Below are 26,615 nucleotides of genomic sequence, written 5' to 3'. Positions count from 1 at the left end.
GGGCGCCTGTGTTCGAGAGGGCTGCCATTGCGGGCAGTGGCTGGGTGGCCGGGGCCCGCTCAGACCGCGGGTCAGCGGCGCGTGTACAGCCCGACCTGGGCCGCCTTGACCACGAGGATCACGGGCGAACCCGGGGCGAGCTCGAGTTCGGCGGCCGAGCGGCTCGTGATCTCGGCATCGACCCGCTGACCGTCCCGGAGTTCCGCCGACACCCGCGTCAGCGCCCCGGCGGGAGCCAGTGAGACCACCCGCGCGGGCCAGGAGTTCCGCGTGCTCGCGGCAGGCGCGTGCGCGGATGCCGGGGTCGGGGTCGGCATCGGGCTCGTGGTGGCCGGAGCCGAAGTCGGGGCCTGCGTGGAGCCGGTGGGCGCGGGATCAACGTGGACGGCCACCGCCCGCGGAGCAACGGTCGCCACCGCCCGCGCACCCGGCCGCCATCCCGCCGCCGCGGTCGCGCGGACCCCCGAGACGCGGTCGCCGCCGGGGGTGCGCAGCTCGTCGTCGTCGACGATCCCCTCCACCAGTGAGACGCCAGCCAGACGCGCGGCGAAATCGGACGCGGGGCGGGCCAGGACCTCCTCGACCGTGCCGGACTGGGTGACGCGGCCGGAGGCGACGACGACGACATCGTCGGCCAGCGCCCACAGGTCCAGCGGATCATGGGTCACCAGGACCACGGCCCGTCCGGCGAGCCGATCAGCGAGGAGACGCCGGATCGCGGGGGCGACCTCCACGTCCAGGGCGGCCAGGGGCTCATCGAGCAGAACGAGCTCCGGATCCACGGCGAGGGCCCGGGCCAGGGCGACGCGCTGCGCCTGCCCGCCGGACAGCTCGTGGGGTCTGCGGTCGGCGAGGTCGCCGCACCCCACGGCCTCGAGCTCGGTGCGGGCGCGGTCGAGCGCGGCCCGCCTGCGGACGCCACGGGCGCGTGGGCCGTACGCGACGTTGTCCAGGGCGGACAGGTGGGGCAGCAGCCCGGGACGCTGCTCGAGCGACACCACGCGGCGGCGGTGGGCGGGCAGGTGGATGCGGGGCGAGCCGACGACGCGGCCGTGGAGCCGGACCTCGCCCGAGTCGGGCCGCAGGTGCCCGGCGAGCAGCGACAGGGCGGTGGACTTGCCCGCGCCGTTGGGCCCGACGATCGCGACCCGGCGGCCCGCGGGGATGCTGAGGCGGAGGTCGACGTCGCGGGCGGCGACCCGGCAGTCCAGCTCGGCGGCGGGATGCGACGCGGCGGGATGCGAGGTGACGGGGTGTGACTCGGCGGGGTGTGGCTCGGCGGGACGCGACGCGTCGGGGTGGTCAGCCACGGCCCACCACCGCCCTGCGGGCGACGAGCGCGGAGACCGCCATGAGCGCGGCGGCCACCGCGATGAGCACCACGGCCAGGGCGAGGGCGGTCTCGGTGTCCGCCTCCCGGCTGAGGTAGATCTCCAGCGGCAGGGTGCGCGTGGTGCCCTGCAGGGAACCGGCGAAGGTCAGGGTGGCGCCGAACTCCCCGAGAGCGCGGGCGAACGACATGGTCGCGCCGGCGACGAGGGCCGGCAGGACCAGCGGCAACGTCACGGTCGTCAGGACCCGGGTCGGGGAGGCGCCCAGCGAGGCGGCGGTCCGCTCGAGGCCGGAGTCCACCGAGCGCAGCGCGCCTTCGAGCGCCACCACCAGGAACGGCATCGCCACGAACGTCTGCGCGATCACCACGGCCGCGGTCGTGAACCCGATCTCGATGCCCAGCACGGACAGGTGCTGTCCCACGACGCCGGTGCGCCCGAGCGTGATGAGCAGGGCCAGGCCGGCCACGACCGGGGGAAGGACCATGGGCAGCGCGGTGACCGTCCGGGCCAGTGCCGCCAGCGGCCCACTGCTGCGGGACAGCACCACCGCCAGCGGGGTGCCGAGCAGGATGCACAGGACGGTGGAGAGCGCGCACGTCCGCAGGCTCAGCAGCAGGGCGTCGCGGGCGGCCTCCGAGCCGAGGAGTTCGGGAACCCGCGCCCACGGGACGCGCGCGGCGAGGCCAGCCAGGGGCAGGGCCGCCAGCAGGACGGCGAGCACCGCGGCCACGAGCAGCCAGCGGGGGAGCGGGGGCCGGGTCACGGCGGACCGAAGCCGTACTCGGCGAGGACCGCGCGACCCTCGGGGCCGGTGACGGCGTCGACGAAAAGGCGGGCCATCTCGGAGTCCGCGGCGCGGTCGAGGACGGCCACCGGGTAGACGTTCGGCACCGCGTCGGCACCGGCGATCGGGACCCGCTCGACACGGTCGGCGACGGCGCGGGCGTCGGTGGCGTAGACGATCCCCGCGTCTGCCTCGCCGGAGGTGACCTTGCCGCGCACGTCGGTGACGGTGGACTCCTCGCTCACCGGGGCCAGGTCGATCCCCGCCGCGTCCGCCAGCGTGCGGGCCGCCGCACCACACGGCACGACGGCCGCGCACACCACGAGTCGTGCGCCGTCCAGCGAGTCGTCGAGACCGGTGATCCCCGCCGGATTGCCGGGCGGGGTGATGAGGGTGAGCACGTTGGTGGCCAGCGGTGTCGGCTCGCCGGCGACCAGGCCCTCGGCGACGGCGCGGTCCATCGTCCGGACGTCGGCGGAGGCGAACACGTCCGCCGGGGCACCGCCGGCCAGCTGGTCCACCAGGCCGGAGGAGCCGTCGAAACCCAGTCGGATCGACACACCGGGATGCGCCCCCTCGAACTCCTCGGCGATCTCGGTGAACGCCCCGCTGAGCGACGCGGCGGCGAAGACGGTCAGCTGCTGCGCGACCTCGTCGTCGTCGCCCCCGGACGCGCACCCCACCAGCGAGGACAGGCCCACGGCGGCGACCAGCGCGGCGGCGCGGAGCCGACGTCTACCCCCGCCTATGCGGAACGGCACCGTCGGCGGGTCAGCGGTAGTTGGTGAACTGCAGCGCGACCTCGAAGTCGGCACCCTTGAGCAGCGAGATGCACTCCTGCAGGTCGTCGCGCTTCTTGGACGACACACGGATCTCCTCGCCCTGGATCTGCGCCTTGACGCCCTTGGGGCCCTCGTCGCGCAGGAGCTTGGTGATCTTCTTGGCGTTCTCCTTGTCGATGCCCTGCTTGAGCGAGCCGACCAGGCGGAACGACTTGCCCGACGGCATCGGGTCGCCCACCTCGAGCGCCTTCATGCTCAGCCCGCGGCGCACCAACTTCTCCACGAAGACGTCCTTGGCGGCCAGCACACGGTCCTCGGAGTTCGCGACGATCTCCACCGCGTCCTCGCCCTTCCACTCGATGCTCGCGTCGGTCCCGCGGAAGTCGTAGCGGGTGCCCAGCTCCTTGGCGGCCTGGTTCAGGGCGTTGTCCACCTCCTGGCGGTCGAACTCCGAGACGATGTCGAACGAGGACTCCGAGGCCATGGACGTACTCCTGTCGTTGGGGGATGTCCCGGCCAGGCTACCCGCCACGGCCGGGGCCCGAGGCGGCCACGGCCAGGGCTCGAGGCGGCCTCGGGCGGGCCCGGGAGGCCGCCGCCGCACCACCCCTGAGCACCCCGATTTGGCACCAGGGGTCACAGCCGTTGTATCGTGTCGTAGCGCCCTTGAGGTGCACGCCAGATTGCCCGAGCGGCCAAAGGGAGCGGATTGTAAATCCGTCGGCTTAGCCTACGTTGGTTCGAATCCATCATCTGGCACGCGAGACCCCTGCCACAAGCGGGGGTCTTCGTGCATTTCGGGACCTGTCGCCCGGGAATCCGTGAAAATGTGAACTCGCGCGGTCCCCAGTGTCACGACCCCACGACCTGTCACGCCGCATCTCGTCGAGAAGAATCGAGGTGAGACGTATCCACGACGGCCCCGGCTCCGAACCACCGGACATGACACTCCTTTCGATGACCGCCGCACATCGGATGACGACCGGCGACCTGCCGGCGGGCCTGGGTTCCGCAGTGGACGACTGGGCCGATGACCTCGGGCGGACCACCCGCTCCGGCAAGGGGATGCGTTCAGCGCTCTTCGACGCCGTGTACACCACCTCCGGGGGCACCGACGAGGCCGTGCGGGCCGCCGCGGGCCAGGCACTGGAGTTGCTGCACGAGGCGTTCCTGGTCCACGACGACCTGGCGGACGGGGACGACCAGCGCCGCGGCCAGCCCAACCTGCAGGGCCGCACCACCGCGCGGGCCACCGCCGGGGGGATCGGGACCGAGGCCGCGGGGCACCTCGGACAGGTCGGCGGGCTGCTCGGCGGCGACCTGCTGCTCGTGGCCGCGATGGCCGACTTCGCCCGCCTGCCCGTGCCGGCGCCACTGCTGCACCGTGTGCTCGACGAGGTGCAGAGCGCGGTCGTCGCGTCGATCGCCGGGGAGTACGCGGACGTCCACGGCTGCGTCGAGCGCGAGCCCGCCGACCGGGAACGCGCGCTGGCGATCGGCGCGGCCAAGACCGCCGCCTACTCCGTGTGCCTGCCCCTCGTGCTGGGCGCGATGCTCGGCGGCGCGCCCGACGAGGTCATCCCCCCGCTGCGTGAGGCCGGCCGCCACCTGGGGACCGCCTACCAGGTGATCGACGACGTGCTGGGCGTGTTCGGGGATCCGGCCGTGACCGGCAAGTCCAACGAGGGCGACCTGCTCCGGCGCGCACCGACCGTCCTGCTGGCCCACGCCGCCACCACCGAGGCCTGGCCGCGGATCGACGCCGCCCTCGGTCGTCCGGCCGCCGACCCCGCGACGAGGAACGGCCACACGCCCGACCCCGACACCGCGCGCGAGCTGCTGCGCGAGTGCGGCGCCCGCGAGCACGCGGTGGGCATCGCCGAGGACCTCATCACCGCCGCCCGCGCCGCGCTGGACTCCCCGGCCGTGCCGCACGACGTCCGGGCCGCGCTCGGCCCCCACCTGGCCACCGCCCTGGAGAGGACCCGATGACCCAGCAGAGCCCCCACGCGGAGTTCACCGACGCCGCCCGCCGGTGCAGCGAGGTGATCCTGCGCCGGTACTCCACGTCGTTCGCACTGGCCTGCCGACTGCTCGCACCCGCCACCCGCCCGCACGTCGCCGCGATCTACGCGTGGGCGCGGGTCGGGGACGAGGTCGTCGACGGCGCGATGGACGACCCGGTCGCCGCGCGCGAGCTCATCGCCGAGGCGCGCCGCCGGACGCACCGCGCGATCGAGCGCGGGCTGGACCCCGATCCGGTGACGCACGCCTTCGCCGACACCGCGCGTCGGTTCGGGATCGACGCGCGCCTGGTGGATCCGTTCTACGACTCGATGGAGGCCGACATCGACGTCACCGAACACACCGAGGAGTCGCTGCGTCGGTACATCCACGGGTCGGCGGAGGTCATCGGGGAGATGTGCCTGCGGACGTTCGCCGGTGGGGGACTGGGTGACGACGACGAGATGGCCGCCGGAGCGCGCGCACTCGGAGCGGCGTTCCAGAAGGTGAACTTCCTCCGGGACATCCGGGAAGACTTCACGGAACTCGGTCGCAACTACCTGCCGGGCCGTGACCCGCGGGCACTGACGGAGAAGGACGTACGCGAGTTGGCCGATGACGTGGACGCGGACCTGCGCATCGCGCGGGCGGCGATCAACCGGATCCCGGGCCGCGACCGCCTGGCGGTGGCCGCAGCCCACGACCTGTTCGCCGAGCTCAACGATCGCCTACGGGCGGCCGGGGCATCCGGGGTGAGCGCGGGCCGGGTGCGGGTGCCCGATCCGGTGAAGCTCGCGGTGATCGGCCGCGCTGCAGCCGGGCGCGGCCGGTCCGGCGCCCGCCCCGGTGCCGCGCGCGGTGGGGCGGTGGCCCGATGAGCCGCCGGCACGCCCCGGAGGGGCCCGTCGTCGTGGTGGGCGGCGGCATCGCCGGCCTGGCGACCGCCGCGCTCTTGGCCCACGAGGGGCGCGACGTCACGCTCGTCGAGGCCACCGACTCCGTCGGCGGGCGCGCGGGCAGCTGGTCGGCGGGCGGGTTCCGCTTCGACACCGGCCCCTCCTGGTACCTCATGCCGGAAGTGTTCGACCACTTCTTCCGCCTCTGCGGTACCTCCGCCGACGAGCAGCTGGACCTGGTGCGCCTGGACCCCGGGTACCGCGTGTACTTCGAGAACCGCCCCGAGTCGGTCGACATCCGCTCGGATCGCGCGGCCTCGACCGCCTTGTTCGAGTCGCTCGAACCCGGCGCCGGCCGCGTGCTGGGCAGGTACCTCGACTCGGCGCGGACCACCTACGACCTCGCGCTCAAGCGGTTCCTCTACACCAACTTCACCTCGTACCCGGCCCTGGTGCGCCCCGACGTGGTGGCCCGGGCCGGTTCGCTGGTGGCCCGCCTCGTCCAGCCGCTGCACTCGTTCGTGGCCCGCCGGTTCAGCGACCGCCGCATCCAGCAGATCCTCGGCTACCCCGCGGTGTTCCTCGGGTCCTCGCCGTACCTGGCGCCGTCGATCTACCACCTCATGAGCCACCTCGACCTCACCGACGGTGTCCTCTACCCGCGCGGAGGGTTCACCGAGGTGATCGCCGCGATCCGCAGGGTCGCCGAGCAGCAGGGTGTGGTCATCCACACGGGCACCGAGGCGATCGAACTTGTCACCACATCCGAGGGCGCCCGCGCGCGCGGGTCCCGCCGGTCGAAGGCGCAGCTCAGGGGCGTCCGGGTGCGCGACCGGGCCGGGGCGGAGCGGACGCTGCCGGCCGGCCTCGTCGTCGGGGCCGCGGACCTCCACCACCTCGAGACCCGGTGGCTCCCCGAGCACCTCCGCACCTACCCACAGTCCTACTGGGACTCGCGTACCCCCGGGCCCGGAGCACTGCTCATGCTGCTCGGTGTGCGCGGTGAGCTTCCGCAACTGGCCCATCACACGCTGCTGTTCACCGACCGGTGGGAGGAGGGGTTCGACGCCATCTTCGGCGAGCAGCCGCACATCCCCGACCCGGCGTCGCTCTACGTCTGTCGCCCCAGTGCCACCGATACCGACCCGGACGCGGGCATCGCGCCGGAGGGGCACGAGAACCTCTTCGTCCTGGTGCCCATCCCCGCGGACCCCTCGCTGGGCCACGGCGGCGTCGACGGTGCGGGGGACGCCACGATCGAGGCGGCCGCCGACCGGGCCATCGCCCAGATCGCCGACTGGACCGGGATCGACGACCTAGCCGAGCGGATCGTCGTGCGGCGCACCATCGCCCCCGCCGACCTCCAGGACGACCTCGGCGCGTGGCGCGGCACCGCCCTCGGGCCCGCGCACACCCTGGCGCAGAGCGCGTTCTTCCGCACCCGCAACGTCAGCACGCACGTCGACGGGTTGTACTACGCCGGCGCCTCGACCATCCCCGGGATCGGGCTGCCGATGTGTCTCATCAGCGCCGAGCTGATCCTCAAGCACGTGCGCGGCGACACGGGCACCGCGCCCGTGGCGGAGCCCGGCGGGGGCACGGTGTTCGATCGGGGCACGGTGTTCGATCGGGGCACGGTGTTCGACCGGTGATCGGGCTGGCCTACCTGGCGGTCCAGGTCATCTCGTTCGCCGGCATCCTCGTCATCGACCACCGTTGGAAGCTCGCGGCGTTCCGCGCGCCGGCCGCGACCGCACTCGCCGTGACCGCGGCGGTGGCGTTGCTGCTCACGTGGGACGTCCTCGGGGTGCGCAGCGGGGTGTTCTTCCGCGGCCAGACCGACTTCATGACCGGCCTGCTGGTCGCGCCGGAGATCCCGCTCGAGGAGGTCGTGTTCCTCGCGTTCCTGTCGCACCTCGCACTGGTGTGCGCGACGGGCGTGGTCACGGCCGTCGAGCACATCTCGCGGCGGCGGGGCGCGCGGTCCGGCGGCGCACGGTCCGGCGGCGCCCAGAACGACGGGGCCCAGAACGACGGCGCCCAGAACGACGGCGCCCAGAACGACGGGGCGGGGGCGCGCCCGTGAGCATCTACTCGACCATCAACGCCACGATGGCCATCCCCGTGATCGCGGCCGCCCTCATCGCGCTGTGGCGCCTGCGGGGGCCCGAGCGCCGACGCTGGCTGATCGCGGTCGGCGGCTCCCTCGTGGTGCTGCTCGTCCTCACGGCGATCTTCGACAACGTCATGATCTCCGCCGGACTCGTGGCCTACGACGACGCGCTGACCAGCGGCATCCGCCTGGGCGTGGCCCCCATCGAGGACTTCGCCTACGCCGTGGCCGTGGCCGTGTTCATGCCCTCGGTGTGGTTCGTGCTCACCGCCCGGCCGCGGGCCGGTGCCGTGGTGGGCAGCCCGACGGTGTCGGGTCGGGGGGACGTCGCGCTGGCGGGCACCCCGGAACCGGGGGAGAACGACGACGACAAGGTCCGCACCCCCGAGCGGCCGGCGACACCGGGTCTACTCACCACCCTCTTCTGGTCGTCCCGCCCGGTCTCGTGGGTGAACACCGCCGCCCCGTTCGCGCTGGCGTACTTCCTGGCCACGGGCGGGTTCGACCTGCTGGGCGTGATCGGCACGCTCTTCTTCCTGGTGCCGTACAACCTCGCGATGTACGGGATCAACGACGTCTTCGACTACGAGTCGGACCTGCGCAACCCCCGCAAGGGCGGCGTGGAGGGCTCGGTGCTGGCACGGTCGCGGCACACGGCGACGCTCGTGGCCTCGGCCGTGACGACCGTGCCGTTCCTGGTCTACCTCGTGGTGGTCGGGACGCTCGAGTCGTCGCTGTGGCTGGCGGCGAGCGCGTTCGCGGTGATCGCCTACAGTGCCAAGGGTCTGCGGTTCAAGGAGATCCCCTTCCTGGACTCGGTGACCTCGGCGTTCCACTTCGTCTCCCCGGCGATCGTCGGCTGGACCATCGCTGGCGCCGACCTCGGCGGCGGGGTGTGGGCGTGCCTGATCGCGTTCATGCTGTGGGGCGCGGCGTCCCAGGCGTTCGGCGCCGTGCAGGACGTGCGCTTCGACCGCGAGGCCGACCTGAAATCGGTCGCTACCGTCCTCGGCGCACGGGCAGCCGTGTGGTTCGCGCTGGCCTGCTACGCCGCCGCGGTACTGGTGCTGCTGATCGCCGCGCCGTGGCCCGCGTCGGGGGCGGCGTTCGCGATCCTGCCGTACCTCGCCACGGTGGCCGCCTACACGCGGGTCACCGACGCCACCGCCGAGGCGACCAACGAGGGCTGGAAGCGCTTCCTGGTGCTCAACATGCTGGCGGGCTTCTGCGTCACGCAGCTCATCCTCTGGTCGGTGCTCGTCTGGGCGTGAGCCCGCGCCGCCTCACCGGCTGATTCGGCCGACCGGGCCGGGTCAGCGCTGGACGCGCTCCAGCCACCGCCGCGACGGCGGGCTCGACCGCCAGTTGAGGAAGATCGTCCGGAATGCCCGCGAGAATCGTCGCCGCATGGCCGCGGGGTCGTCGAAGGGTCGGGCCGAGATCCCCACGGTCAGGGAACGGTCGACCAGCAGGCGGTCGTCGGCGCCGAACTGGAACGACAGGTCGATGTCGTCGTGCAGCTCCGGGTCGGTCCGGTTGACCCCGTCGCGCACCCGTTCCCAGGCGCTGCGGCGCATCGCCAGGTTCGAGCCGAACAGGACGGGGTGGGCCATGGCGGCGCCGACGGAGACGAAGAACGCGTCCATGTAGAGCAGCTTCGCGGCGCGGGCCCGCCACCCCTCCAGTCCGATGAACTCGCCCGGGCCGGAGATGGCCGCGAGTTCGGGATCGGCGGTGAACGCGGCCTCTATCCGGGCGAGCCACCCGGGTCCGGGCCGGGAGTCGGCGTCGAGTCGGGCGATGATGTCGCCCGTCGCGGAGTCGTAGCCGGCCGCGGCCGCTGCGGGGATGCCGCGGACGGGCTCGACGGCCACCCGGACCCCGATCCGCGCATCCGCGGCCAACGCCACCGCGACGCTGTCGTCCGAGCACCCGTTGTCCACCACCACGACCTCGTCGGGCGACCGCGTCTGCGTGGCGAGGGAGGCCAGGCATCCCTCGAGTTCGCGGGCGTCGTCGAGGACGGGGATCACCACGGAGATGTGCACCGGACCATCCTGCCAGCGGGCCCGGCGCAACTGCGTCTCACCGGGCGATTTGTGCCGCGTTCGGCCGTGTGTGTAATCTGCTAAAGGCTTACGCGCCAAGCGGTTGGGTGACCAACAGCGAAGCGCGGCCCGCCCCCTTAGCTCAGTCGGCAGAGCGTTTCCATGGTAAGGAAAAGGTCGTCGGTTCGATTCCGACAGGGGGCTCGCACTGTGCGGGGCGGCTCGATCGTCCGACTGGCAGGGCATGCCGGTGTAGCTCAGCTGGTTAGAGCGCACGACTCATAATCGTGAGGTCGGGGGATCGAGTCCCCCCACCGGTACTCTCAACACGAAGGCCGCCCGCTCGCCGCGGGCGGCCTTCGTCGTCTTCTCGGCTCCTACGGCATCAGGGTCTGATCACACCCGGCTCACGTCCCGTGCTCCGGTCCCGAGGACGAGGTCCCCCGCGTGTCCCGGGATCCCGGTTCCGTCCTTCTCGAGGGTCGGCCGCAGGAGGAGCATCGCGATCGCGATCACCGCGAGAACGGACACCTCGTGGACCAGCATCCCGATCGACATGGTCACGCCCCCGAGGAACAGCCCGGCAAGAAGCGCGGCAACGGTCACCAGGGCGATGGCGATGTTGAGTCGCATGGTGCGGACGGTCCGCTTGGCCAGGGAGAGCGCGTACGGGAGCCGCGGGAGCCTGTCCGCCATCAACGCGATGTCGGCGGTTTCGATCGCGGCCGGCGAGCCGGCGGCTCCCATCGCCACCCCGATGTCGGCCAGTGCCAATGCAGGGGTGTCGTTGACCCCGTCACCGACCATGGCCACGGTGTGGCCGCGGGACTGCAGCTCGCGCACGATCTCGACCTTGTCCTCCGGCATGAGCTCGGCACGGATCTCGTCGACCCCGAGTTCGGCGCCGACATTACGGGCCACCCGCTGGGCATCGCCGGTCGCCATGACGACCCTGATCCCTGCGTCGTGCAGTGCCCTGACCGCTGCCGGGGCGTCGTCACGGATGGTGTCGGCGACGGTGACGATCCCGACCGCCCGTCCGTCGACCCCGACAAACATCGCGGTCCTGCCCTGGTCGTTGAGTTCGAGGATCCGTGCGTTGTCAGGCCGGTGGTCGAGTAGATCCGCGGAGCCCACCGCGACCACTCGGCCATCCACCTCGGCGCGGATGCCCTTGCCGGCGACGGGCTCGGCCGCTTCGACCAGGTCGATCTCCAGTCCCGCCTCCCGGGCACCCGAGATGATCGCCTCGGCGAGCGGATGCTCGGACGCGGTCTCGGCTCGGGCGGCCAGCCTCAGGACGTCCTCACGCGAATAGTCGTCGTCGAGCACGTCCACGTCGGTCAGGACCGGCCGACCGTTGGTGAGGGTGCCGGTCTTGTCGACGACGACCGCGTCGACCCGGGCCGCACTCTCGAGGTACTCGCCGCCCTTGATGAGAACACCGTCCTTGGCGGAGCGGCCGATCCCGGCGACGATCGACACGGGGATCGAGATCACCAGGGCGCCGGGGCAGCCGATCACCAGGAGGGTGAGCGCGAGCTCGATGTTGCCCATGGTGGCGACCAACGACCAGGGGATCAGGGCCACCACCAGCGCCGAGATCATCACGGCGGGGGTGTACCAGGTCGAGAACCGTTCCATGAAGGTCTGGGTGCGGGCCTTGTCGTCCTGGGCGTCCTCCACCCGGTGGACGATCCGGGCGAGGGTGGTGTCGGCACCGATGCCGACGGCCTCGATACGCAGGACTCCCGACCGTAGCCAGGTGCCGGCGAACACCTCGGAGCCCTCGGACTTCTCGGCCGGGACGGACTCGCCGGTGATGGTGGCCTCGTCCACGCCGCCGTTGCCGGAGAGCACCCGGCCGTCGACGGGGACCTGCTCCCCGTTGCGCACCAGCACGAGGTCGCCGGGTTCGAGTTCCCAGACCTCGACGGTCTCCGGCTCGCCGTCACGAAGGATGGTGGCGGTCTCGGGCGCCGAGTCGACGAGGTCGGACAGGGCCCGGCGAGTGCGGTTGAGAGTCGCCTTCTCCAGGGCCTTGCCGAGGGCGAAGAGGAAAGTGACCGCCGCAGACTCCCAGTAGTTGTCGATGAACATGGCCCCGACGGCGGCGACCACGACCAGCAGATCGATCGAGATCATCCGGATCCGAAGCGCCTGAACCGCCGAGACGGCGATCCGGTAGCCGGCCACGAGAGCGGCGATGATCATCAATCCGTCCGCCACCGCGTCGGCCGAGGTGAGTCGGCCGACGAGCCACGAGGCGACGATGAGCAGGCCGGAGGCCGCCACCACGCCCCAGGTCTTCCATGATTTCAGCATTGTCCTGTCTCCTTCGGTCGCCGTCGTGCGGTCGGTGTCGTCGCGTCAGAACGCCGACGGCTTGACCGCGTAGCCGACCTCGGCGACCGCTGCGACGAGATCACGTACCGAGACCTTCGCGGGGTCGTAGTCGACCAGTACTCGTCCGGAGGCGAACTTGACCTCCGCGGACTCGACACCGTCCAGACCGTTCAACTTGTTCTCGATCTTCGCGATGCACGACGGGCACGAGAATTCATCCGAACGCAGAACGATGCTCTTGACCTGTTCGCGGACACTCATGGTGATCCCAGCTCCTCTACGGTTGCTGTTCCTCGGGGGAACGGTGCACGTTCCTTACGTGCATCTCCGAACCTAGGAGCAACCGGAGAGGACTTCCTTGACGCCAATCAATCAGCGGGAAAGCGGCGCCGACCAGTTAATCGCCCGCGATCAGCCTCTCGAGTGCGGCGCGGTCGAGGACCGAGACCCATTCGCGGCCGGAGTCGATGACGCCCGCCTTCTTCATCCGCGCCATCGCGCGCGAGGCGGATTCCACTGTGGTGCCGGCCATCCCCGCAATGTCGTCGCGGCGCAGTCGGACCTGGAGGAGACTCGAGCCGTCCCGCTGGAGGCTTCCGAGCTTGCGGTCGAGGTACCGCAGCGTCGAGCCGACCCGCTGCTCCACCGACTGCGTGGTGTGCCCGATCTCCTGTTCCCGGGCCTGCGCGAGCCGATCCTGTTGCATTCGGATCAGGCCCAGGGCGAGGCTCGGGTGGTCGCCGACCACCTCCGCCAGCGCGTGAGCGGGCAGGAAGAGCGCACAGGTCGTCTCCATCGCCCAGGCGGACTCGGTCGCGACGGCAGCCTCCGTGTGCAACGGCCCCACGGTGTCTCCGGGGGCGGCGATGTCCACGGTGAGCTCCCGGCCATCGGCGGTGTCCCGGGTAACCCGCGCGCGTCCGGAGACGACGAGATACGAACCGGGGATTTCATCCCCGGCGAGCACCATCGGATCGCCCTCGGCCCAGGACCAGGCGGTCAGGTGCCCGTTGAGGTCGCGCCGGTCATCAGGTGAGAGCTCCCGGGTCAGTGGGGCATCGGCTAGTACCCGCAGCCGGGTCTCGTCCGAGCAGGAGTGCGGGTGTGCGCAGTTGCGCCGGACCGGGTTTCGGGACATCGGTGCAGCGATTCAGTTCGAGGAGTGCAGATGGGTAGAGACCACCCGGAAGTCTCCCGCGCGGGCGAGGGCCTTCTCGATGATCGCCGGGTCCGGGCGGACCGTGTCCGGGTGTTTGACGTACAGCTGCGCGTGTTCGGCCCCGGTGAGTTCGAAGGTCGCCTGGCCCAGTCCGTGCTCGGCGAAGATGTCGTAGAGCGCCTGGAGGGCCTTCTTGACGTCCCTGTCGTTCCGGACGCCGCTGACCTCGAAGCGGCACGAGACGATGTGGGACACGTCAGATCCTTCCGTTGAACGCCTGCAGCGCGGAATCCTCGCGGGTCCCGCCTCGGCCGTCACCGTACTCCGCGTAGTCGGCTATCCACCGGATCGAGCGCACCCACTTGACGTGCTTGTAGCCGTGGTTTGACTCCACCCGCAGGCGGGCGGGGGCGCCGAGGTGCGTCTCGAGAGGGGTTCCGTTGCGCTCGTAGGCCAGAATCGTGTCGTCCTCGTAGACCGTGTCGAGGTCGAGTACCGCGTAGAACGGCTCCCGCGGCCGGTTGTCATACATCTTCTGGGCCAGACCGTAGGAGTCGATCAGCACGTAGTGGGCTCCCTCCGGCTGGGGGCCGAGGACCTCGAGCAGATCCCGCAGTCGTACGCCGGTCCACCGGGACGTGGCGGACCAGCCCTGCATGCAGGTGTGCACCGCTACATAAGAGGTGCGCGGCAGCTCCGTGAGCTCGTCCAGGGCCAGGGTCTTCTCGGCGCCCGAGAGGTCGTCGCCGATGGTCAAGGAATAGCCGCGCCAGGCATCGTCGCGAGCCTCGACCCACTCCGGCGACTCGTCCTCGGTGGGCGGCAGGCCGTTGGTCCAGTGGAACTCGGAGATGTCGTCGTCGGTGTAGGTGTTCTGCCGCCCCATCCGCGGTCGCATCCGGTTGAGGAAGAGGCGGCGGCCGATCTCGGACACCCCGGCGGTGAACCGCTGTGCCCGGGCGCGGTCGGCCAGCGACCAGTAACTCAGGGCGATCCAGAACAGGACCACGGCCACGACGGTGGCGATCGTGATGGTGAAGGCCTGGGCGGATCGTGCCGTGTCGGTGGTGCCGAACACCATGTGCACGACGTTGTGCTCGGCGTGCACCAGGAACACCAGCCCGACATGCATGACGATGAACGCGGAGATGAGCACCATGAGGATGAAGTGCAGCGACCGGGCGCCCTGGTGGCCGCCCCAGAGCTTGACGTACCAGGGGAACCGCGAGCGCACCGCCGGCGCCATGGCCACGCCGGTGAGGATGAGCAGCGGAGCGAGGACGAAGATGACGGCGGTGTAGGCCAGCATCTGTGCGGCGTCATACGGGTCGAAGTGTTCGATCGCCGGAGCCCGGAACCCGAGGTACATCCGGATCGACTCCCACGCCTCGCCGAACACGCTCCACGAGGTGGGGATGATGCGGCGCCACAGTCCGGTCGCGAACAGCAGCACCACGTACACCAGGCCGTTGAGCACCCACAGCATCACCGAGATCCCGTGCCAGTGCCGGCCCAGCCCGATGTTCTCCCGACCCGGTAGGCCGATCAACGGTGACAGGGATTTCTCGTCCATCAGGGAGGTGTAGACGCCTTCCTTCTCGGGTAGCTTGCGCCTGGTGAAGCGCAGCCATTCGGTCCCGGGCTTGCAGTGGTTGCGCCACCACAGTCGCGGCAGCGAGGCCAGGATCTCCCATCCTGACCGCAGCAGCATGCCGATCAGGATGAAGTTGATCAGGTGGGAGGCACGGAGCCACAGCGGGAAATCGGGGTTGATCACGTCGGTTCAGACTCCAAACGTCGCTCGCGGGTACATGGCCCCTACATCAGTTATCACGTTCACCAGATACGGAACCCCGCTGGCGAACGCCCGGTCCAGCGCCGGGCCGATCTGCGCGGGATCGGTGACCATCTCGCCGGCCCCGCCGAGGGCCTTCACCACCTCGTCGTAGCGGGTCCGCGGCGCGAGGTCGGCGATCACGTCGTAGCCGTAGAGCATCTGCATGGGGCCCTTCTCCAGGCCCCACGCCCCGTTGTTGCCCATCACCATCACCACGGGCAGTCGGTGCCGGACGAGGGTGTCCACGTCGATGAGGGAGAACCCCGCAGCACCGTCGCCCAGCAGCAGGACCACCTGACTGGACGGTCGGGCGATGCGGGCCGCGATGGCCGCGCCCAGTCCCGCGCCGAGGCACCCGAACGGGCCGGGGTCCAGCCAGTTGCCCGGCCGGGCGGGTTCGATGAACTTGCCGGCATAGGAGACGAAGTCGCCGCCGTCGCCGATCACCACGGCGTCCTCGGCCAGGCGCGGCAGCAGCTCGCCGTAGATCCGCGCGGGATGGACGGGGTCGGCCGAGGCGCCCAGGAGCTGCAGGTCGGCGGCGTGGGTGGCATCGGCCTTCTCCCGCAGCGTGGTCGCCCAGGTCGACCAGTCCGGGCGCGCCGCCCCCGATCGGCGCTGTACGGCCTCGACGACCGCGTCCAGCACGAGCCCCAGGTCGCCCGCGGTGGCCACGGCCGGTGACGCGTGGTGGCCGAGTTGCCCGGGGGAGTCCGCGATGTGCACCACTTTCGCCGGCGTCGCGCCCTCCTTGCCGCCGAACACCCCGTAGCCGAGCCGGAAGTCCAGGGGCGTGCCCACGACGAGCACCACGTCGGCCGCGCCGAACGCCGTCCCGCGCGCCTTGGTCACCAGTAGCCGGTGCCCGGCCGGGACGATCCCGCGGCCCATGCCGTTGGGGATGACGGGCAGGCCCAGCGACTCGACGCACCGCAGCGCTGCGTCTTCGCCGCGATCTGCCCACACGTCGGAGCCCAGCACCAGCACGGGACGCTCGGCGCCGACGAGCAGGTCGGCGATCCGGTCGACGGCGTCGGTGTCGGGGGAGCGGTCCGGCGCGGCGGCGGGGGAGCCGTCGCCGGCCCGCCCCGGTCCGGGCCGGACGGAGTCGCACCGGTCGAAGAAGTGGTCCATGTGCACGTCGAGGAACGCCGGCCCGCGGTGCGCGGTGCGGGCGGCGGTGAACGCGCGGTGGGTGGCGGCGGCGATATCGGCCGTGTCGCGGGCGGTCTCGGCGGACACGGTCACCGACCGCACCACCGGGACGTGGTCGAACTCCTGCAGGCTGCCGGTGCCCCAGCGGCCGGCCGGCGCGCGCCCGCCGAGGACCACCATCGGGGCGCCGGAGAACGAGGCCTGCGCCAGCGCGGACACGCCGTTGGTCACCCCCGGACCGGCGGTGAGGACGGCCAGGCCGGGCGAGCGGGTGAGCTTGCCGGTGGCCTCGGCGGCGAATGCGGCCGTCTGCTCGTGCCGCACGTCGAGCAGTGCCACGCCGTGGTCCTCCTTCTCCGCGGCGTCGTACATGGGGAACACGTGCGCCCCGGAGAGGGTGAACATCGTCCGCACGCCGTGCGCGGCGGCGACGGCCGTGGCGTGGGATCCGCCGTGCCCCTCCACCGGTGTGGGGGCGTCTCCGCCGGGCCCGCCCGGCGATCGCCCAGCTTTCTCGTGCCCGGCCCGCGGGGCCGGCTCGTCGTGGCTCACATCGCACTCCCTGCTCGACTGCCCCCACCGTAGGAGGCGCGGACGGGTCGTATCAGCGGTTCGGCGGACTCGCCCTCGGGTAGCGTCGGCGCCTGTGAGCACAGACAACGCTGATGACCTCGTCGTCGTCGTCGTCGGGGATCCGGTCACGGTCACCGACGCGGTGGTGGCGCGCTTCGCCGAGGCGGTGGGCGCGCCGACCGGCCAGGTCCCCGCCACCCTCGCGGCCGCGCTGACCGCCCCGGTCCAACGCGCGGTGATGGAGCACCCCGCCCTGCGCATCGACCTGGCGCGGACCCTCCACACCGCGCAGTCCAGCGAGCACCACCGGCCGATCCGCGTCGGCGACGTCCTCACCGCCACCGCCACGGTCACCGGGGTACGGTCGGCGCGCGGCGGGCGGATGATCGGGTTCGACACCGTGCTGCGCGACGCCGCCGGCGAGCCCGTCCAGACCCTGACCAGTGCGCTGCTCACCGCGGAGGTGGAGGCATGACCGGGCGGGAGGTGCATGGGCAGGGCACGGCCGCGCGAGGCGCGGCCGCGCAGGACGTGACGACGACGAGGACCACTGCCGCCGGGGAGGTCCTGCCGTCCCGGACCCTGCCGATCTCGCGGGACGACCTGCGGCGCTACGCCGAGGCGTCGGGGGACCACAACCCCATCCACCTGGACGACGCCGCGGCGCAGGCGCTCGGTCTGCCCGGGGTGGTGGCGCACGGGATGCTCACCTCCGCGCTGGCGATCGGGGTCGTGGCCGAGTGGGCCGGGGGAGCCGACCGCGTGGTGGCGACTTCGTTCCGGTTCGCCGGGCCCGTGGTCGTCCCCGCCGACGAACCCGCCCGGCTCGAGGTGGCGGGGTCGGTGAGGAAGGTGGCCGAGGACGGCTCGACCGCGGACGTCGCGCTCGCCGTGACCTGTGGCGGGTCGAAGGTGTTCGGCAAGGCGATCGTCACGGTCTCGCTCGCGGGGTGACGCCGGACGATTTCGGGCCACCGGCCGCCTGTCGTACACTGGGACGCCCGACCGAACGCGGTCGCGGACCGCGCTGCCGCCAGGCAGTCGCCGACACTGTAGAGTCGAGGCGTTCGTGCGGCCCGCAGGCGCGGGAGGGCACGGGTGGCCGGGAGACCGGCCGAAGGGGCGTAGCTCAATTGGCAGAGCAGCGGTCTCCAAAACCGCAGGTTGCAGGTTCAAGTCCTGTCGCCCCTGCACTTACCGCACACCAGACGACCCGGAGGTAGCCGCGTGAGCCAGGATCGCGACGACGACGTCGACGTCAGCGGCGTCCGCGATTCCGACGCCGCTGCCGCCGTCCCCACCGGCAAGGCGGGGCGCGGCGACACCGCCGTGGCCGGACGGGTCCGTACGGACGCGGACAAGCCGGAGGACACGCGGACCGCCCGCACGAATCCGTTCCAGTACATCGGGCAGGTCGTCGAGGAGCTGCGCAAGGTCATCTGGCCCACGCGCAACCAGATGGTCACCTACACCATCGTGGTGTTCCTGTTCCTCATCTTCATGACCGCGCTGGTCTCGGGCGTCGACTTCGGCGCGGGCAAGCTCGTCGAGCTCGTCTTCGACCGCTAGAGACCTGCCGCTGGGGTCCGGGGCGTGATCCGGACCGCCGAACTTCGAGAGGACCGCATTTCCGTGAGCGACATCGATCAGAGCCCCGAGGCCGAGGGCGCCGAGCAGGCCGCGAGCGAGGCGGACGCGGTGCTCGGTGACACGGCTGCGGACCCCGCCGACACCATCGACGCCGACACCATCGACGCCGACGCCGAGGCTGACGCCGCCGACACCGTCGCGGCTGGCGCCGAGCTGGACCAGGACGCCGCCACTGACGCGGTCGAGACCGAGCTCGACGAGGATGTCGAGGGTGAGACCGTCCCCGAGGGCGACGAGACCGTTGCGGAGGACGAGCTCGCCGAGTCGGCGCTCGAGACTTCCGGCGAGGCGCCCGAGGGGGCTCCGGCCGAGGAGGCCGCGGCCGACGAGGCGGCCGCGCCCGCGATCGACCCGATCATCGCCTTCAAGCGTCAGCTCCGCAAGCTTCCCGGCGACTGGTTCGTCATCCATTCCTACGCCGGGTACGAGAACAAGGTGAAGGCCAACCTCGAGACCCGCGCCGTGACCCTCGGTGCCGAGGACAAGATCTTCCAGGTCGAGGTCCCGGTCGAGGAGTTCACCGAGGTCAAGAACGGCCAGAAGAAGGTCGCCAACCGCAAGGTCCTGCCCGGCTACGTGCTGGTGCGGATGGAACTCGACGACGAGTCCTGGGGCGTCGTGCGCAACACCCCGGGCGTGACCGGGTTCGTCAGCGCGACCGGTGGCGCCGCCGGCAAGCCCACCCCGCTCTCGCTGAGCGACGTGGCCAAGTTCCTGGCCCCCAAGCCGGAGAAGAAGTCCGCCGCCGCGGGCACCGCCGACGACCAGGGCTTCGCCCCGCAGGCCGTCGAGGTGGAGTTCGAGGTCGGCGAGTCGGTCACCGTCATGGACGGCCCGTTCGCCACGCTGCCCGCGTCCATCTCCGAGGTGGATCCGGCCGCGCAGAAGCTCAAGGTCCTCGTGTCGATCTTCGGTCGCGAGACCCCGGTCGAGCTCGGCTTCACACAGGTCGAGAAGATCGACTGACCCGCAGAACTCCCACGACGACCCGTCCCGCGCCCGGCGTGGGGCGGGTCGCTCGTCTCTCAGCACGGCCGGTGTCGGCGATTAGGGTTCCGACCGGCCGCGCGCGTACACTCTCCAAGGTTGCGCCTGTGTTCCCGCCTGCCCTTCCGGGGTCGTGCAGGGGACGCGGGTGCACACGACAGTCGGCCTCCCGCGTGTACAGCGCGGAGCCGAGATCCAGTCGAAGAATCAGGAAGACTGAGGAAGACGATGCCTCCGAAGAAGAAGAAGGTCTCAGGGCTCATCAAGCTCCAGATCCAGGCCGGCGCAGCCAACCCGGCCCCGCCGGTCGGTCCGGCTCTGGGTGCCCATGGTGTCAACATCATGGAGTTCTGCAAGGCCTACAACGCCGCCACCGAGAACCAGCGCGGAAACGTCGTGCCGGTCGAGATCACGGTCTACGAGGACCGGTCGTTCGACTTCAAGCTGAAGACGCCGCCGGCCGCCAAGCTCCTGCTCAAGGCCGCCGGCCTGCAGAAGGGCTCCGGCACCCCGCACTCCGCCAAGGTCGGCAAGGTCTCCATGGACCAGGTCCGCGAGATCGCGCAGACCAAGATGGAGGACCTCAACGCCAGCGACGTCGACCAGGCCGCGAAGATCATCGCCGGCACCGCCCGTTCCATGGGCATCACGGTCGAGGCCTGACCTCCACCCCCCGAACATCTGTGGGAGGGCAGCTCAGGCCCGCACCACACCCGACCGTCGCGTGTGAAGACGCGGCAGGAATGGAACTGACATGAGCAAGAACAGCAAGGCCTTCAAGGCCGCAGCTGAGAAGGTCGACCGCACCAAGCTGTACTCGCCTCTGGACGCCCTGGCCCTGGCCAAGGAGACCGGCTCGACGAAGATGGATGCCACCGTCGAGGTCGCCATGCGACTTGGCGTCGACTCCCGCAAGGCGGACCAGATGGTCCGTGGCACCGTGAACCTTCCGCACGGTACCGGTAAGACCGCCCGCGTCATCGTCTTCGCCGCGGGCGAGAAGGCCACCGAGGCCGAGGCCGCCGGCGCCGACGTCGTCGGCTCCGAGGACCTCATCGAGCGCATCCAGGGCGGCTGGCTCGACTTCGACGCCGCGATCGCCACCCCGGACCAGATGGCCAAGGTCGGCCGTGTGGCCCGCGTGCTCGGCCCCCGTGGCCTCATGCCCAACCCCAAGACGGGCACCGTCACGATGGACGTGACCAAGGCCGTGGGCGACATCAAGGGCGGCAAGATCACCTTCCGCACCGACAAGGCCAACAACCTGCACTTCATCGTGGGCAAGGCCTCCTTCTCCACGGAGCAGCTCACGGAGAACTACCAGGCCGCGGTCGACGAGGTCATGCGCCTCAAGCCGTCCTCCTCCAAGGGCCGCTACATGCAGAAGGTCACCATCTCCACGACGACCGGCCCCGGCATCCCGGTCGATCCGTCGGCGATCTCCAAGCTCCTCGAGGCGGGTTCCGACTCCGAAGCGAGCTGATCTGCTCGGCTGAGACGCCACCAGCTCGGCTGAAGGCCCCGCGACCGGTTATCCGGACGCGGGGCCTTCCCGCATTTCCCGGCATGCCGTGAGCCGCCGGCCCCCCACGTAGCCGCTCCTCGCGATGGCGTCTCGCCGTCACTTCGGGGCGTGCGAGACGCCATGTTCGGGCGCGGCTGTGGGGGAGATGGGGCCGCGGCGAGGGCGAGACGCCATCGCAACGAGCGGCCGCGGGCACGGATTCCCTCGCGTTCGCACGCGCGGTACGGCAGCCCGGAGCACACTGTGACCTAGCCCACCCGCACGACAATACCCTCGGGTATGGTTCGGTCACGCAGGGTTGGAACGCGCTTAGCCGGGGACGACACGGGGAGGGGGCGGCGATGGTGGGTCGGATGACGACCGCGGTGCGGTCTGTCGGCGACTTCTACGCGCTGTCCATCGACGCCCTGGCCGGGATGGTCACCGGTCCGTGGCGCTGGCGGGAATTCGTGGACCAGTACTGGTTCATCGCCCGTGTCTCCCTGGTGCCCACGGTGCTCATGGCGCTCCCGTTCACCGTGCTGGTGGTGTTCACCCTGAACTCCCTGCTGGGTGAGATCGGTGCCAGCGACATGGCGGGCGCCGGGGCGGGCCTGGGGGCGGTCACCCAGATCGGCCCGCTCGTGACGGTGCTGGTGGTCGCGGGAACCGGAGCGACCGCGGTGGCCGCCGACCTCGGATCTCGCACGATCCGGGACGAGATCTCCGCGCTCGAGGTCCTCGGACTCGACCCGGCGACCCACCTCGTCCTGCCCCGGGCGCTGGCCTCGGCGCTGGTGGCAGCCACGCTCAACGCGGCGGTCTGCGCGATCGGCCTGGCCGGCGGGTTCATGTTCTCCGTGTACCTCAACCACGTCGACCCCGGGGCGTTCGCGGCAGGGGTCACGCTGCTCGTCGGTCCGGCCGAACTCATCCTGTCCGAGGTCAAGGCCGCACTGTTCGGGCTCATCGCCGGTCTGGTCGCCTGCTACCGCGGCCTGGCGGTGACGGGCGGGCCCAAGAGTGTCGGTGACGCGGTCAACGAGACGGTCGTGTTCTCGTTCGTCGCCCTCTTCCTGGCGAACCTCGTCCTCACCGCGATCGGCATCCAGGTGACCGGCCGGTGAGCGCCAGCGGCACGGGGGAGCATCGCCGGACGCGGCAGCGCGGCCCCCTCGGCCGCGGCACGAGCGGACGAGGCATGGGCGGACGCGGCCCGCTCGACCGCGTCGACGACCTCGGCGCCGCATTGCTCTTCGTCGCCCGCGCCCTGCGGGCAGCCCTCTCCGCTCCCGTGCGTCAGGGCCGCGAGACGCTGCGGGTGACCACGGAGGTCGGCCTCGGCACCGGTGTCCTGGCGATGTTTGGCGGCAGCCTGGCGATCCTCGGGTTCATCACCCTGTTCGCCGGCGCCACGGTGGCCGTCCAGGGCTACAACTCGCTCGGCGACATCGGCGTGGAGGCGCTCACCGGGTTCCTCGCCGCCTACGTCAACATCCGGGTCGTCGCCCCGGTCACCGCGGGCGTCGGGCTGGCCGCGACCATCGGCGCCGGCACCACCGCGCAGTTGGGCGCGATGCGCATCAGTGAGGAGATCGACGCGCTCGAGGTGATGGCGGTCGACCCGGTCCGCTACCTCGTGGGCACCCGCATCGTGGCGGGCCTGCTCACGGTGATCCCGCTGTACTCGCTCTCGGTCCTCGCGTCGTTCCTGGCCAGCCGGGTGGCGACCGTGGCGGTGCTGGGCCAGTCACCGGGCGTCTACGACCACTACTTCCAGACCTTCCTCAACCCGGTGGACGTGGCGTGGTCGTTCGCGCAGGCGATCGCCATGGCCCTGACGGTGATGGTCATCCACACCTACTACGGCTTCACGGCCACCGGCGGCCCCTCGGGGGTGGGCGTGGCCACGGGCCGGGCGGTCCGCATGTCGCTGACCGCGGTCGTCCTGGTGACCCTGCTCATCTCGCTCGCCCTGTACGGCGACGCGCCCACGGTGAGGCTGGCGGGCTGACGTGGGCGCGCGGGCGAAAGGTCGGCTGACCGTGCTGGCGGCGCTGGTTTCGGTGGTGGTGGTCCTCGTCGTCGTCGCCGTGTCCTTCCGGGGTGGGTGGGCGCGCACCATGGACCTCACCCTCCACGCCGACCGGTCGGGGCTGGTGCTGGAGCCGGGCGCGATGGTCATGAGGCACGGGGTCCGGATCGGGACGGTGGCGTCGGTCCACCCCGACGGCGACGGTGCGCGCATCGAGCTCGAGCTCGACCGCGAGTACTCGTCGGCGCTGCCCTCCGATACGACGGCGGACATCACCTCCAGCACCCTGTTCGGCGGCAAGCGGGTGGTGCTCTCGGATGATGACGACGACGACGAGGGCCGCGCCTCCACCGCCGTGCTGGCCTCGGGTGACGCGCTCCGGGCGGAGTCGGTGACCACGGAGACCCAGACGGTGTTCCAGTCGCTGACGGAGGTCATGGTGGCCGTGCAGCCGGAGAAGGCGGCCGCGGTCACGGGTGCACTCGCGCAGGGGGCGCGGGGGCGGGGCGAGGAGATCGGGCAGGCGACCGTGGCGCTGTCGGAGTTCACGGGAGCGGTCACCCCGGAGCTGGGCTCGCTGCGGCGTGACCTGCGGGCGGGTGCCGCGGCGGCGGACGGGCTCGCGGCGGCCACTCCGGACCTGGTCTCCGCACTGGGCGGCCTGCGGGTGCCCGCGCGGACCCTCACCGACCAGGCGGCCACCCTCGACGTGCTGCTGCCGGCGATCGCCGGCGTCGCGATCGAGGGCAACGCGCTGCTCGATCCCCACGAGCAGGAGATCGCCGATGCGGTCGGCTACCTGCGACCCACCGCCGAGCTGCTTAAGTACTACGCGCCGGCCATCCCGTGCTTCTTCCGGGGAGCCGACCGGGCGCGGCAGCTGGCGGAGCCGGCGTCGGGGGCCAACGGGTACTCGATGGTGCTCAACTCCACCCTGTTGCTGGGCGTCGACCCGTACCGCTACCCGGACGACCTGCCCGTGGTGCGCGCCGGCGGGGGCCCACGGTGCGGCGAGCTGCCCGTGCGCACGCCCGAGGACGGGAACGCGGACTATCTGGTGGCCGACGTCGGGATGAACCCCTTCGAGCGCGGCAACACCTCGCCCGAGTTCGACGCGGCCCCGCTGTGGGTGCTCCTCACGGAGGGGATGGGATGAGCCGGGACCAGGCCGCTCCGGTGGCGCACCGGGAACGGACCGCTCCGGCGGCAGCGCACCGGGCCTCGCGGCCGCACCGTAGGCGGTCCGGATCGACGATCCCTGCCGCGATCTACACGCTGGTCATGCTGCTGGTCCTGGCCGGGCTCTGGGTGGTGTTCGCGCAGGTGCGGTTCGGGGAGTCGGCGTCCTACGCGGCCGAGTTCACCGACGTCTCGGGACTCGAGCGCGGGGAGACGGTCCGCGTGCACGGCGTGGAGGTGGGTCGGGTGGACGCCGTGGAGTACGCGGCGCCGGCCGCCGAGCCGGAGCCGGGGGAGAGTGCCGGTGCGCCGTCGGTCACGGTGCGGTTCAGCCTGCACGAGGAGTACCGGCCCCGCGACACGACGGGGGCGACGGTGCGCTACCTCAACCTGGTCGGCGACCGCTACCTCGAGCTGCTCGATGCGGCAGATGCCGCGGACCCCGCGGACCCGGCGGACCCCGCGGGCCCGCCGCCCGTCGCCCTCGGCACGCCGGCCCCGCTGCCGGAGGGCGCCACGATCGGGGTCGACCGGACCACCCCGGCGCTGGACCTCGACGCCCTGGTGGGCAGCTTCCAGCCGCTGTTCCGCGTGCTCGAGCCCGGCCAGGTCAACCGGCTCAGCGGTGAGCTGATCGCCGTCCTCCAGGGGCAGCAGGACGACGTCGGGGCGATCGTGCGGGCGATCGGCGAGGTCACCGGGCATCTGGCCGACCGCGACCGGGTGATCGGGTCGGTCATCGCTAAGCTGGGGCGGGTACTCGACACCCTCGAGCGGCAGCAACCCGCGCTGGAGCAGTCGCTGGTCCACGCGCGGGAGCTCACCTCCGCGCTCGCCGCCGACTCGGACACGGTCGCCTCGGCGACCCGGAACCTCGACGATACCGCCGCCGAACTGGCGGTCCTCGCCGAGGACATCCGGCCGTCGTTGCGGGCGGACATGGACGGCGTCGACGCGGTGGCCCGCCAGGTGGACTCGCGACGCGACACCCTGACCCAGCTGCTCACCGAACTGCCGGAGACCTACCGGTCGCTCACCCGGCTCGGTGCCTACGGCGGGTTCTTCAACTACTACCTGTGCGGGCTCCAGATCCGGGTGTCGGATCTGCGGGGTGGGTCCACCACCAGCCCGCTGTTCACGCAGCAGGGCGGGAGGTGCGCGCCGGCATGAGGATCCACAGGCGACTGCGCGACGGCAACCCGCTCCTCGTGGGCCTGATCGGCACGGTGCTCATCGCGGTGGTGGTGCTCGCCGCGCTCAATCTGCGGGCGCTGCCCGGCGTCGACCGCACGGTGGGGTACACGGCGCGTTTCGTCGACACCGGCGGGCTGGGGGTGGGCGACCCGGTGCGGATCGCGGGCAAGGACGCCGGGCAGGTCACGGGCATCGCGATCGACGGCGACGCGGTGCGCATCGACTTCACGGTGGACCGCGAGCTCGGCCTCGGCTCGGGCACCCGCGCGGAGATCGCCACCGCCACCGCACTCGGCGCCCGCGAATTGCGCGTCCTGCCGGCGGGACCCGGGCTGTTGGATCCCGGCGCGGTGCTCGACCTGGACCGCACCACCGCGCCGTACAACCTCGCCGAGACCCTGGGTCGGCTCGGGCGGACCGGCGAGGAGATCGACATGGAGCAGCTCGCGGTCGCCCTGGACACCGTCACCGACAGCCTCGACCGCGCGCCCGAGCACGTCGACGCCGCGATCGACGGGGTGGGCCGGTTGTCCACGTCGATCGCGGAACGCGACGCCGCCCTGCGCGAGCTGTTCGCCGACGCCGAGACCCTCTCCGGCCTGCTGGCCCGGCGGGGCGAGGAGATCGACACGCTGCTGCGTGATGCCCGCGTCCTGCTGGCCGCGCTGCGAGAGGAGCAGGACTCACTGGAGACCCTGGCGGGCGACCTGCGGGCGTTCACCGTCCAGATCCGCGGTCTGATCAGCGACCACGACCGCACCCTCGCCCCGACCCTCGAGCGGGTCAAGGGCCTGCAAGTACTGGTCCTCGAGCACCGGGACGGACTGGCGGAGGCGATCCGGCGGCTCGGGCCGTACGCCACCGAGCTCGGCGAGGCCGTCGCCTCCGGGCCGTTCTTCAACTCCTACATCCAGAACCTGCTACCGGTGGAGGTCATCGAACCCGCCCTCAACGACGCTCTCACCCGCGCCGGAATCGGCGCGCCGCCCGCGCCGCCCGCGCCGCCCGCGCCGCCCGCCCCGGCCGCCCAGGCCG

Annotated in this window: 27 protein-coding genes and 4 tRNA genes; 20 read left to right on the top strand and 11 right to left on the bottom strand. The window is 71.7% G+C overall.

Annotation, left to right across the window (positions count from 1 at the left end; all coding sequences use genetic code 11):
* Positions 1 to 71 precede the first annotated feature (71 nt).
* The 4 genes from NR111_RS06375 to NR111_RS06360 form a co-directional block, all read right to left on the bottom strand.
* Positions 72 to 1,211, bottom strand: a complete 1,140-nt coding sequence (locus NR111_RS06375) for an ABC transporter ATP-binding protein (RefSeq protein WP_306227645.1) — start codon at positions 1,209 to 1,211, stop codon at positions 72 to 74.
* A gap of 91 nt (positions 1,212 to 1,302) precedes the next feature.
* Positions 1,303 to 2,097 (bottom strand): ABC transporter permease, encoded by a 795-nt coding sequence (locus NR111_RS06370; protein WP_206474837.1) that lies wholly within the window; start codon positions 2,095 to 2,097, stop codon positions 1,303 to 1,305.
* Positions 2,094 to 2,879, bottom strand: a complete 786-nt coding sequence (gene modA / locus NR111_RS06365) for a molybdate ABC transporter substrate-binding protein (RefSeq protein WP_256820297.1) — start codon at positions 2,877 to 2,879, stop codon at positions 2,094 to 2,096. Before modA ends, NR111_RS06370 begins: the two co-directional genes overlap by 4 nt.
* 10 nt (positions 2,880 to 2,889) lie before the next feature.
* The gene (locus NR111_RS06360; RefSeq protein WP_067716850.1) at positions 2,890 to 3,384 is read right to left on the bottom strand and encodes a YajQ family cyclic di-GMP-binding protein; all 495 of its coding nucleotides are present in this window, start codon (positions 3,382 to 3,384) and stop codon (positions 2,890 to 2,892) included.
* Between the two features lie 193 nt (positions 3,385 to 3,577).
* Between NR111_RS06360 and NR111_RS06355 the strand changes: the two genes are divergently transcribed.
* From NR111_RS06355 to NR111_RS06325, 6 genes are all read left to right on the top strand, one after another.
* Positions 3,578 to 3,659: transfer RNA gene (locus tag NR111_RS06355), tRNA-Tyr, on the top strand.
* A gap of 198 nt (positions 3,660 to 3,857) precedes the next feature.
* Entirely contained in the window at positions 3,858 to 4,892 is a 1,035-nt protein-coding gene (locus NR111_RS06350) for a polyprenyl synthetase family protein (protein WP_256820296.1), read from the top strand.
* Positions 4,889 to 5,782 (top strand): squalene/phytoene synthase family protein, encoded by an 894-nt coding sequence (locus NR111_RS06345; RefSeq protein WP_096907005.1) that lies wholly within the window; start codon positions 4,889 to 4,891, stop codon positions 5,780 to 5,782. The genes NR111_RS06350 and NR111_RS06345 overlap by 4 nt, the downstream gene beginning before the upstream one ends.
* Positions 5,779 to 7,452 (top strand): phytoene desaturase family protein, encoded by a 1,674-nt coding sequence (gene crtI / locus NR111_RS06340; RefSeq protein WP_256820295.1) that lies wholly within the window; start codon positions 5,779 to 5,781, stop codon positions 7,450 to 7,452. The genes NR111_RS06345 and crtI overlap by 4 nt, the downstream gene beginning before the upstream one ends.
* The gene (locus NR111_RS06335; RefSeq protein ID WP_256820294.1) at positions 7,449 to 7,886 is read left to right on the top strand and encodes a lycopene cyclase domain-containing protein; all 438 of its coding nucleotides are present in this window, start codon (positions 7,449 to 7,451) and stop codon (positions 7,884 to 7,886) included. Before crtI ends, NR111_RS06335 begins: the two co-directional genes overlap by 4 nt.
* The gene (locus NR111_RS06325; protein WP_308202008.1) at positions 7,883 to 9,184 is read left to right on the top strand and encodes a prenyltransferase; all 1,302 of its coding nucleotides are present in this window, start codon (positions 7,883 to 7,885) and stop codon (positions 9,182 to 9,184) included. The genes NR111_RS06335 and NR111_RS06325 overlap by 4 nt, the downstream gene beginning before the upstream one ends.
* A gap of 42 nt (positions 9,185 to 9,226) precedes the next feature.
* Here NR111_RS06325 and NR111_RS06320 read toward each other — a convergent pair whose 3' ends face one another.
* Complete coding sequence (locus NR111_RS06320; protein ID WP_256820293.1) at positions 9,227 to 9,961, bottom strand: glycosyltransferase family 2 protein; 735 nt, start codon at positions 9,959 to 9,961, stop codon at positions 9,227 to 9,229.
* A 131-nt stretch (positions 9,962 to 10,092) separates the two neighbouring features.
* Here NR111_RS06320 and NR111_RS06315 point away from each other — a divergent pair.
* A tRNA-Thr gene (locus tag NR111_RS06315) sits at positions 10,093 to 10,165 on the top strand.
* A gap of 42 nt (positions 10,166 to 10,207) precedes the next feature.
* Positions 10,208 to 10,281, top strand: a tRNA-Met gene (locus tag NR111_RS06310).
* A gap of 76 nt (positions 10,282 to 10,357) precedes the next feature.
* Here the strand turns inward: NR111_RS06310 and NR111_RS06305 are convergent.
* From NR111_RS06305 to NR111_RS06280, 6 genes are all read right to left on the bottom strand, one after another.
* The gene (locus NR111_RS06305) at positions 10,358 to 12,283 is read right to left on the bottom strand and encodes a cation-translocating P-type ATPase (protein ID WP_227022234.1); all 1,926 of its coding nucleotides are present in this window, start codon (positions 12,281 to 12,283) and stop codon (positions 10,358 to 10,360) included.
* 48 nt (positions 12,284 to 12,331) lie between these two features.
* Complete coding sequence (locus NR111_RS06300) at positions 12,332 to 12,568, bottom strand: heavy-metal-associated domain-containing protein (RefSeq protein ID WP_067716832.1); 237 nt, start codon at positions 12,566 to 12,568, stop codon at positions 12,332 to 12,334.
* 136 nt (positions 12,569 to 12,704) lie between these two features.
* Positions 12,705 to 13,445 (bottom strand): Crp/Fnr family transcriptional regulator, encoded by a 741-nt coding sequence (locus NR111_RS06295; RefSeq protein WP_206474841.1) that lies wholly within the window; start codon positions 13,443 to 13,445, stop codon positions 12,705 to 12,707.
* Positions 13,446 to 13,457: 12 nt separating this feature from the next.
* Positions 13,458 to 13,721, bottom strand: a complete 264-nt coding sequence (locus tag NR111_RS06290; RefSeq protein ID WP_067716829.1) for a hypothetical protein — start codon at positions 13,719 to 13,721, stop codon at positions 13,458 to 13,460.
* A gap of 1 nt (position 13,722) precedes the next feature.
* On the bottom strand, positions 13,723 to 15,243 hold the full coding sequence (locus NR111_RS06285) for a molybdopterin-dependent oxidoreductase (RefSeq protein ID WP_256820292.1): 1,521 nt from the start codon (positions 15,241 to 15,243) through the stop codon (positions 13,723 to 13,725).
* A gap of 6 nt (positions 15,244 to 15,249) precedes the next feature.
* Positions 15,250 to 16,923 carry an acetolactate synthase gene (locus NR111_RS06280; protein WP_374210699.1) on the bottom strand — a complete coding sequence of 558 codons (1,674 nt, stop codon included), beginning with the start codon at positions 16,921 to 16,923 and terminating at the stop codon, positions 15,250 to 15,252.
* Positions 16,924 to 17,104: 181 nt separating this feature from the next.
* Between NR111_RS06280 and hadA the strand changes: the two genes are divergently transcribed.
* The 12 genes from hadA to NR111_RS06220 form a co-directional block, all read left to right on the top strand.
* A complete protein-coding gene (gene hadA / locus NR111_RS06275; RefSeq protein ID WP_096907011.1) occupies positions 17,105 to 17,506 on the top strand; it encodes a (3R)-hydroxyacyl-ACP dehydratase subunit HadA in 402 nt (133 codons plus the stop codon).
* Positions 17,503 to 17,985 (top strand): MaoC/PaaZ C-terminal domain-containing protein, encoded by a 483-nt coding sequence (locus NR111_RS06270; RefSeq protein WP_256820290.1) that lies wholly within the window; start codon positions 17,503 to 17,505, stop codon positions 17,983 to 17,985. The genes hadA and NR111_RS06270 overlap by 4 nt, the downstream gene beginning before the upstream one ends.
* Before the next feature lie 164 nt (positions 17,986 to 18,149).
* Positions 18,150 to 18,222 (top strand) — tRNA-Trp (locus tag NR111_RS06265).
* 36 nt (positions 18,223 to 18,258) lie between these two features.
* Complete coding sequence (gene secE / locus NR111_RS18805; protein WP_256820289.1) at positions 18,259 to 18,600, top strand: preprotein translocase subunit SecE; 342 nt, start codon at positions 18,259 to 18,261, stop codon at positions 18,598 to 18,600.
* Positions 18,601 to 18,663: 63 nt separating this feature from the next.
* Positions 18,664 to 19,647, top strand: a complete 984-nt coding sequence (gene nusG, locus NR111_RS06255) for a transcription termination/antitermination protein NusG (protein ID WP_096907014.1) — start codon at positions 18,664 to 18,666, stop codon at positions 19,645 to 19,647.
* A gap of 249 nt (positions 19,648 to 19,896) precedes the next feature.
* Entirely contained in the window at positions 19,897 to 20,331 is a 435-nt protein-coding gene (rplK, locus tag NR111_RS06250) for a 50S ribosomal protein L11 (protein ID WP_256820288.1), read from the top strand.
* Between the two features lie 91 nt (positions 20,332 to 20,422).
* On the top strand, positions 20,423 to 21,151 hold the full coding sequence (rplA, locus tag NR111_RS06245; RefSeq protein WP_096907016.1) for a 50S ribosomal protein L1: 729 nt from the start codon (positions 20,423 to 20,425) through the stop codon (positions 21,149 to 21,151).
* 395 nt (positions 21,152 to 21,546) lie between these two features.
* A complete protein-coding gene (locus tag NR111_RS06240; RefSeq protein WP_256820287.1) occupies positions 21,547 to 22,299 on the top strand; it encodes an ABC transporter permease in 753 nt (250 codons plus the stop codon).
* A 74-nt stretch (positions 22,300 to 22,373) separates the two neighbouring features.
* On the top strand, positions 22,374 to 23,186 hold the full coding sequence (locus NR111_RS06235) for an ABC transporter permease (protein WP_256820286.1): 813 nt from the start codon (positions 22,374 to 22,376) through the stop codon (positions 23,184 to 23,186).
* Between the two features lie 31 nt (positions 23,187 to 23,217).
* Positions 23,218 to 24,363, top strand: coding sequence for an MCE family protein (locus tag NR111_RS06230; RefSeq protein ID WP_256820285.1), 1,146 nt, complete (start codon positions 23,218 to 23,220; stop codon positions 24,361 to 24,363).
* Positions 24,360 to 25,556, top strand: a complete 1,197-nt coding sequence (locus NR111_RS06225) for an MCE family protein (RefSeq protein WP_256820284.1) — start codon at positions 24,360 to 24,362, stop codon at positions 25,554 to 25,556. Before NR111_RS06230 ends, NR111_RS06225 begins: the two co-directional genes overlap by 4 nt.
* On the top strand, positions 25,553 to 26,615 hold a 1,063-nt coding region (locus NR111_RS06220), incomplete at its 3' end, for an MCE family protein (protein WP_256820283.1). The genes NR111_RS06225 and NR111_RS06220, both read left to right, overlap by 4 nt.

The organism is Dietzia sp. Die43 (genome assembly GCF_024519835.1).
Classification (GTDB): Bacteria; Actinomycetota; Actinomycetes; order Mycobacteriales; family Mycobacteriaceae; genus Dietzia; species Dietzia kunjamensis.
Note: the sequence above shows the minus strand (reverse complement) of the source record. Positions and strands in the feature narration are given on the sequence as shown.

What these genes read in the sequence shown, in the direction of transcription:
- NR111_RS06270 (WP_256820290.1), top strand. Translation starts at nt 17,503, where the DNA reads ATGACCGGGCGGGAGGTGCATGGGCAGGGCACGGCCGCGCGAGGCGCG.
- NR111_RS06235 (WP_256820286.1), top strand. Translation starts at nt 22,374, where the DNA reads ATGGGCGGACGCGGCCCGCTCGACCGCGTCGACGACCTCGGCGCCGCA.
- NR111_RS06350 (WP_256820296.1), top strand. Translation starts at nt 3,858, where the DNA reads ATGACCGCCGCACATCGGATGACGACCGGCGACCTGCCGGCGGGCCTG.
- NR111_RS06300 (WP_067716832.1), bottom strand. Translation starts at nt 12,568, where the DNA reads ATGAGTGTCCGCGAACAGGTCAAGAGCATCGTTCTGCGTTCGGATGAA.
- NR111_RS06240 (WP_256820287.1), top strand. Translation starts at nt 21,547, where the DNA reads ATGACGACCGCGGTGCGGTCTGTCGGCGACTTCTACGCGCTGTCCATC.
- rplK (WP_256820288.1), top strand. Translation starts at nt 19,897, where the DNA reads ATGCCTCCGAAGAAGAAGAAGGTCTCAGGGCTCATCAAGCTCCAGATC.
- crtI (WP_256820295.1), top strand. Translation starts at nt 5,779, where the DNA reads ATGAGCCGCCGGCACGCCCCGGAGGGGCCCGTCGTCGTGGTGGGCGGC.
- NR111_RS06225 (WP_256820284.1), top strand. Translation starts at nt 24,360, where the DNA reads ATGAGCCGGGACCAGGCCGCTCCGGTGGCGCACCGGGAACGGACCGCT.
- NR111_RS06360 (WP_067716850.1), bottom strand. Translation starts at nt 3,384, where the DNA reads ATGGCCTCGGAGTCCTCGTTCGACATCGTCTCGGAGTTCGACCGCCAG.
- NR111_RS06345 (WP_096907005.1), top strand. Translation starts at nt 4,889, where the DNA reads ATGACCCAGCAGAGCCCCCACGCGGAGTTCACCGACGCCGCCCGCCGG.
- NR111_RS06295 (WP_206474841.1), bottom strand. Translation starts at nt 13,445, where the DNA reads ATGTCCCGAAACCCGGTCCGGCGCAACTGCGCACACCCGCACTCCTGC.
- rplA (WP_096907016.1), top strand. Translation starts at nt 20,423, where the DNA reads ATGAGCAAGAACAGCAAGGCCTTCAAGGCCGCAGCTGAGAAGGTCGAC.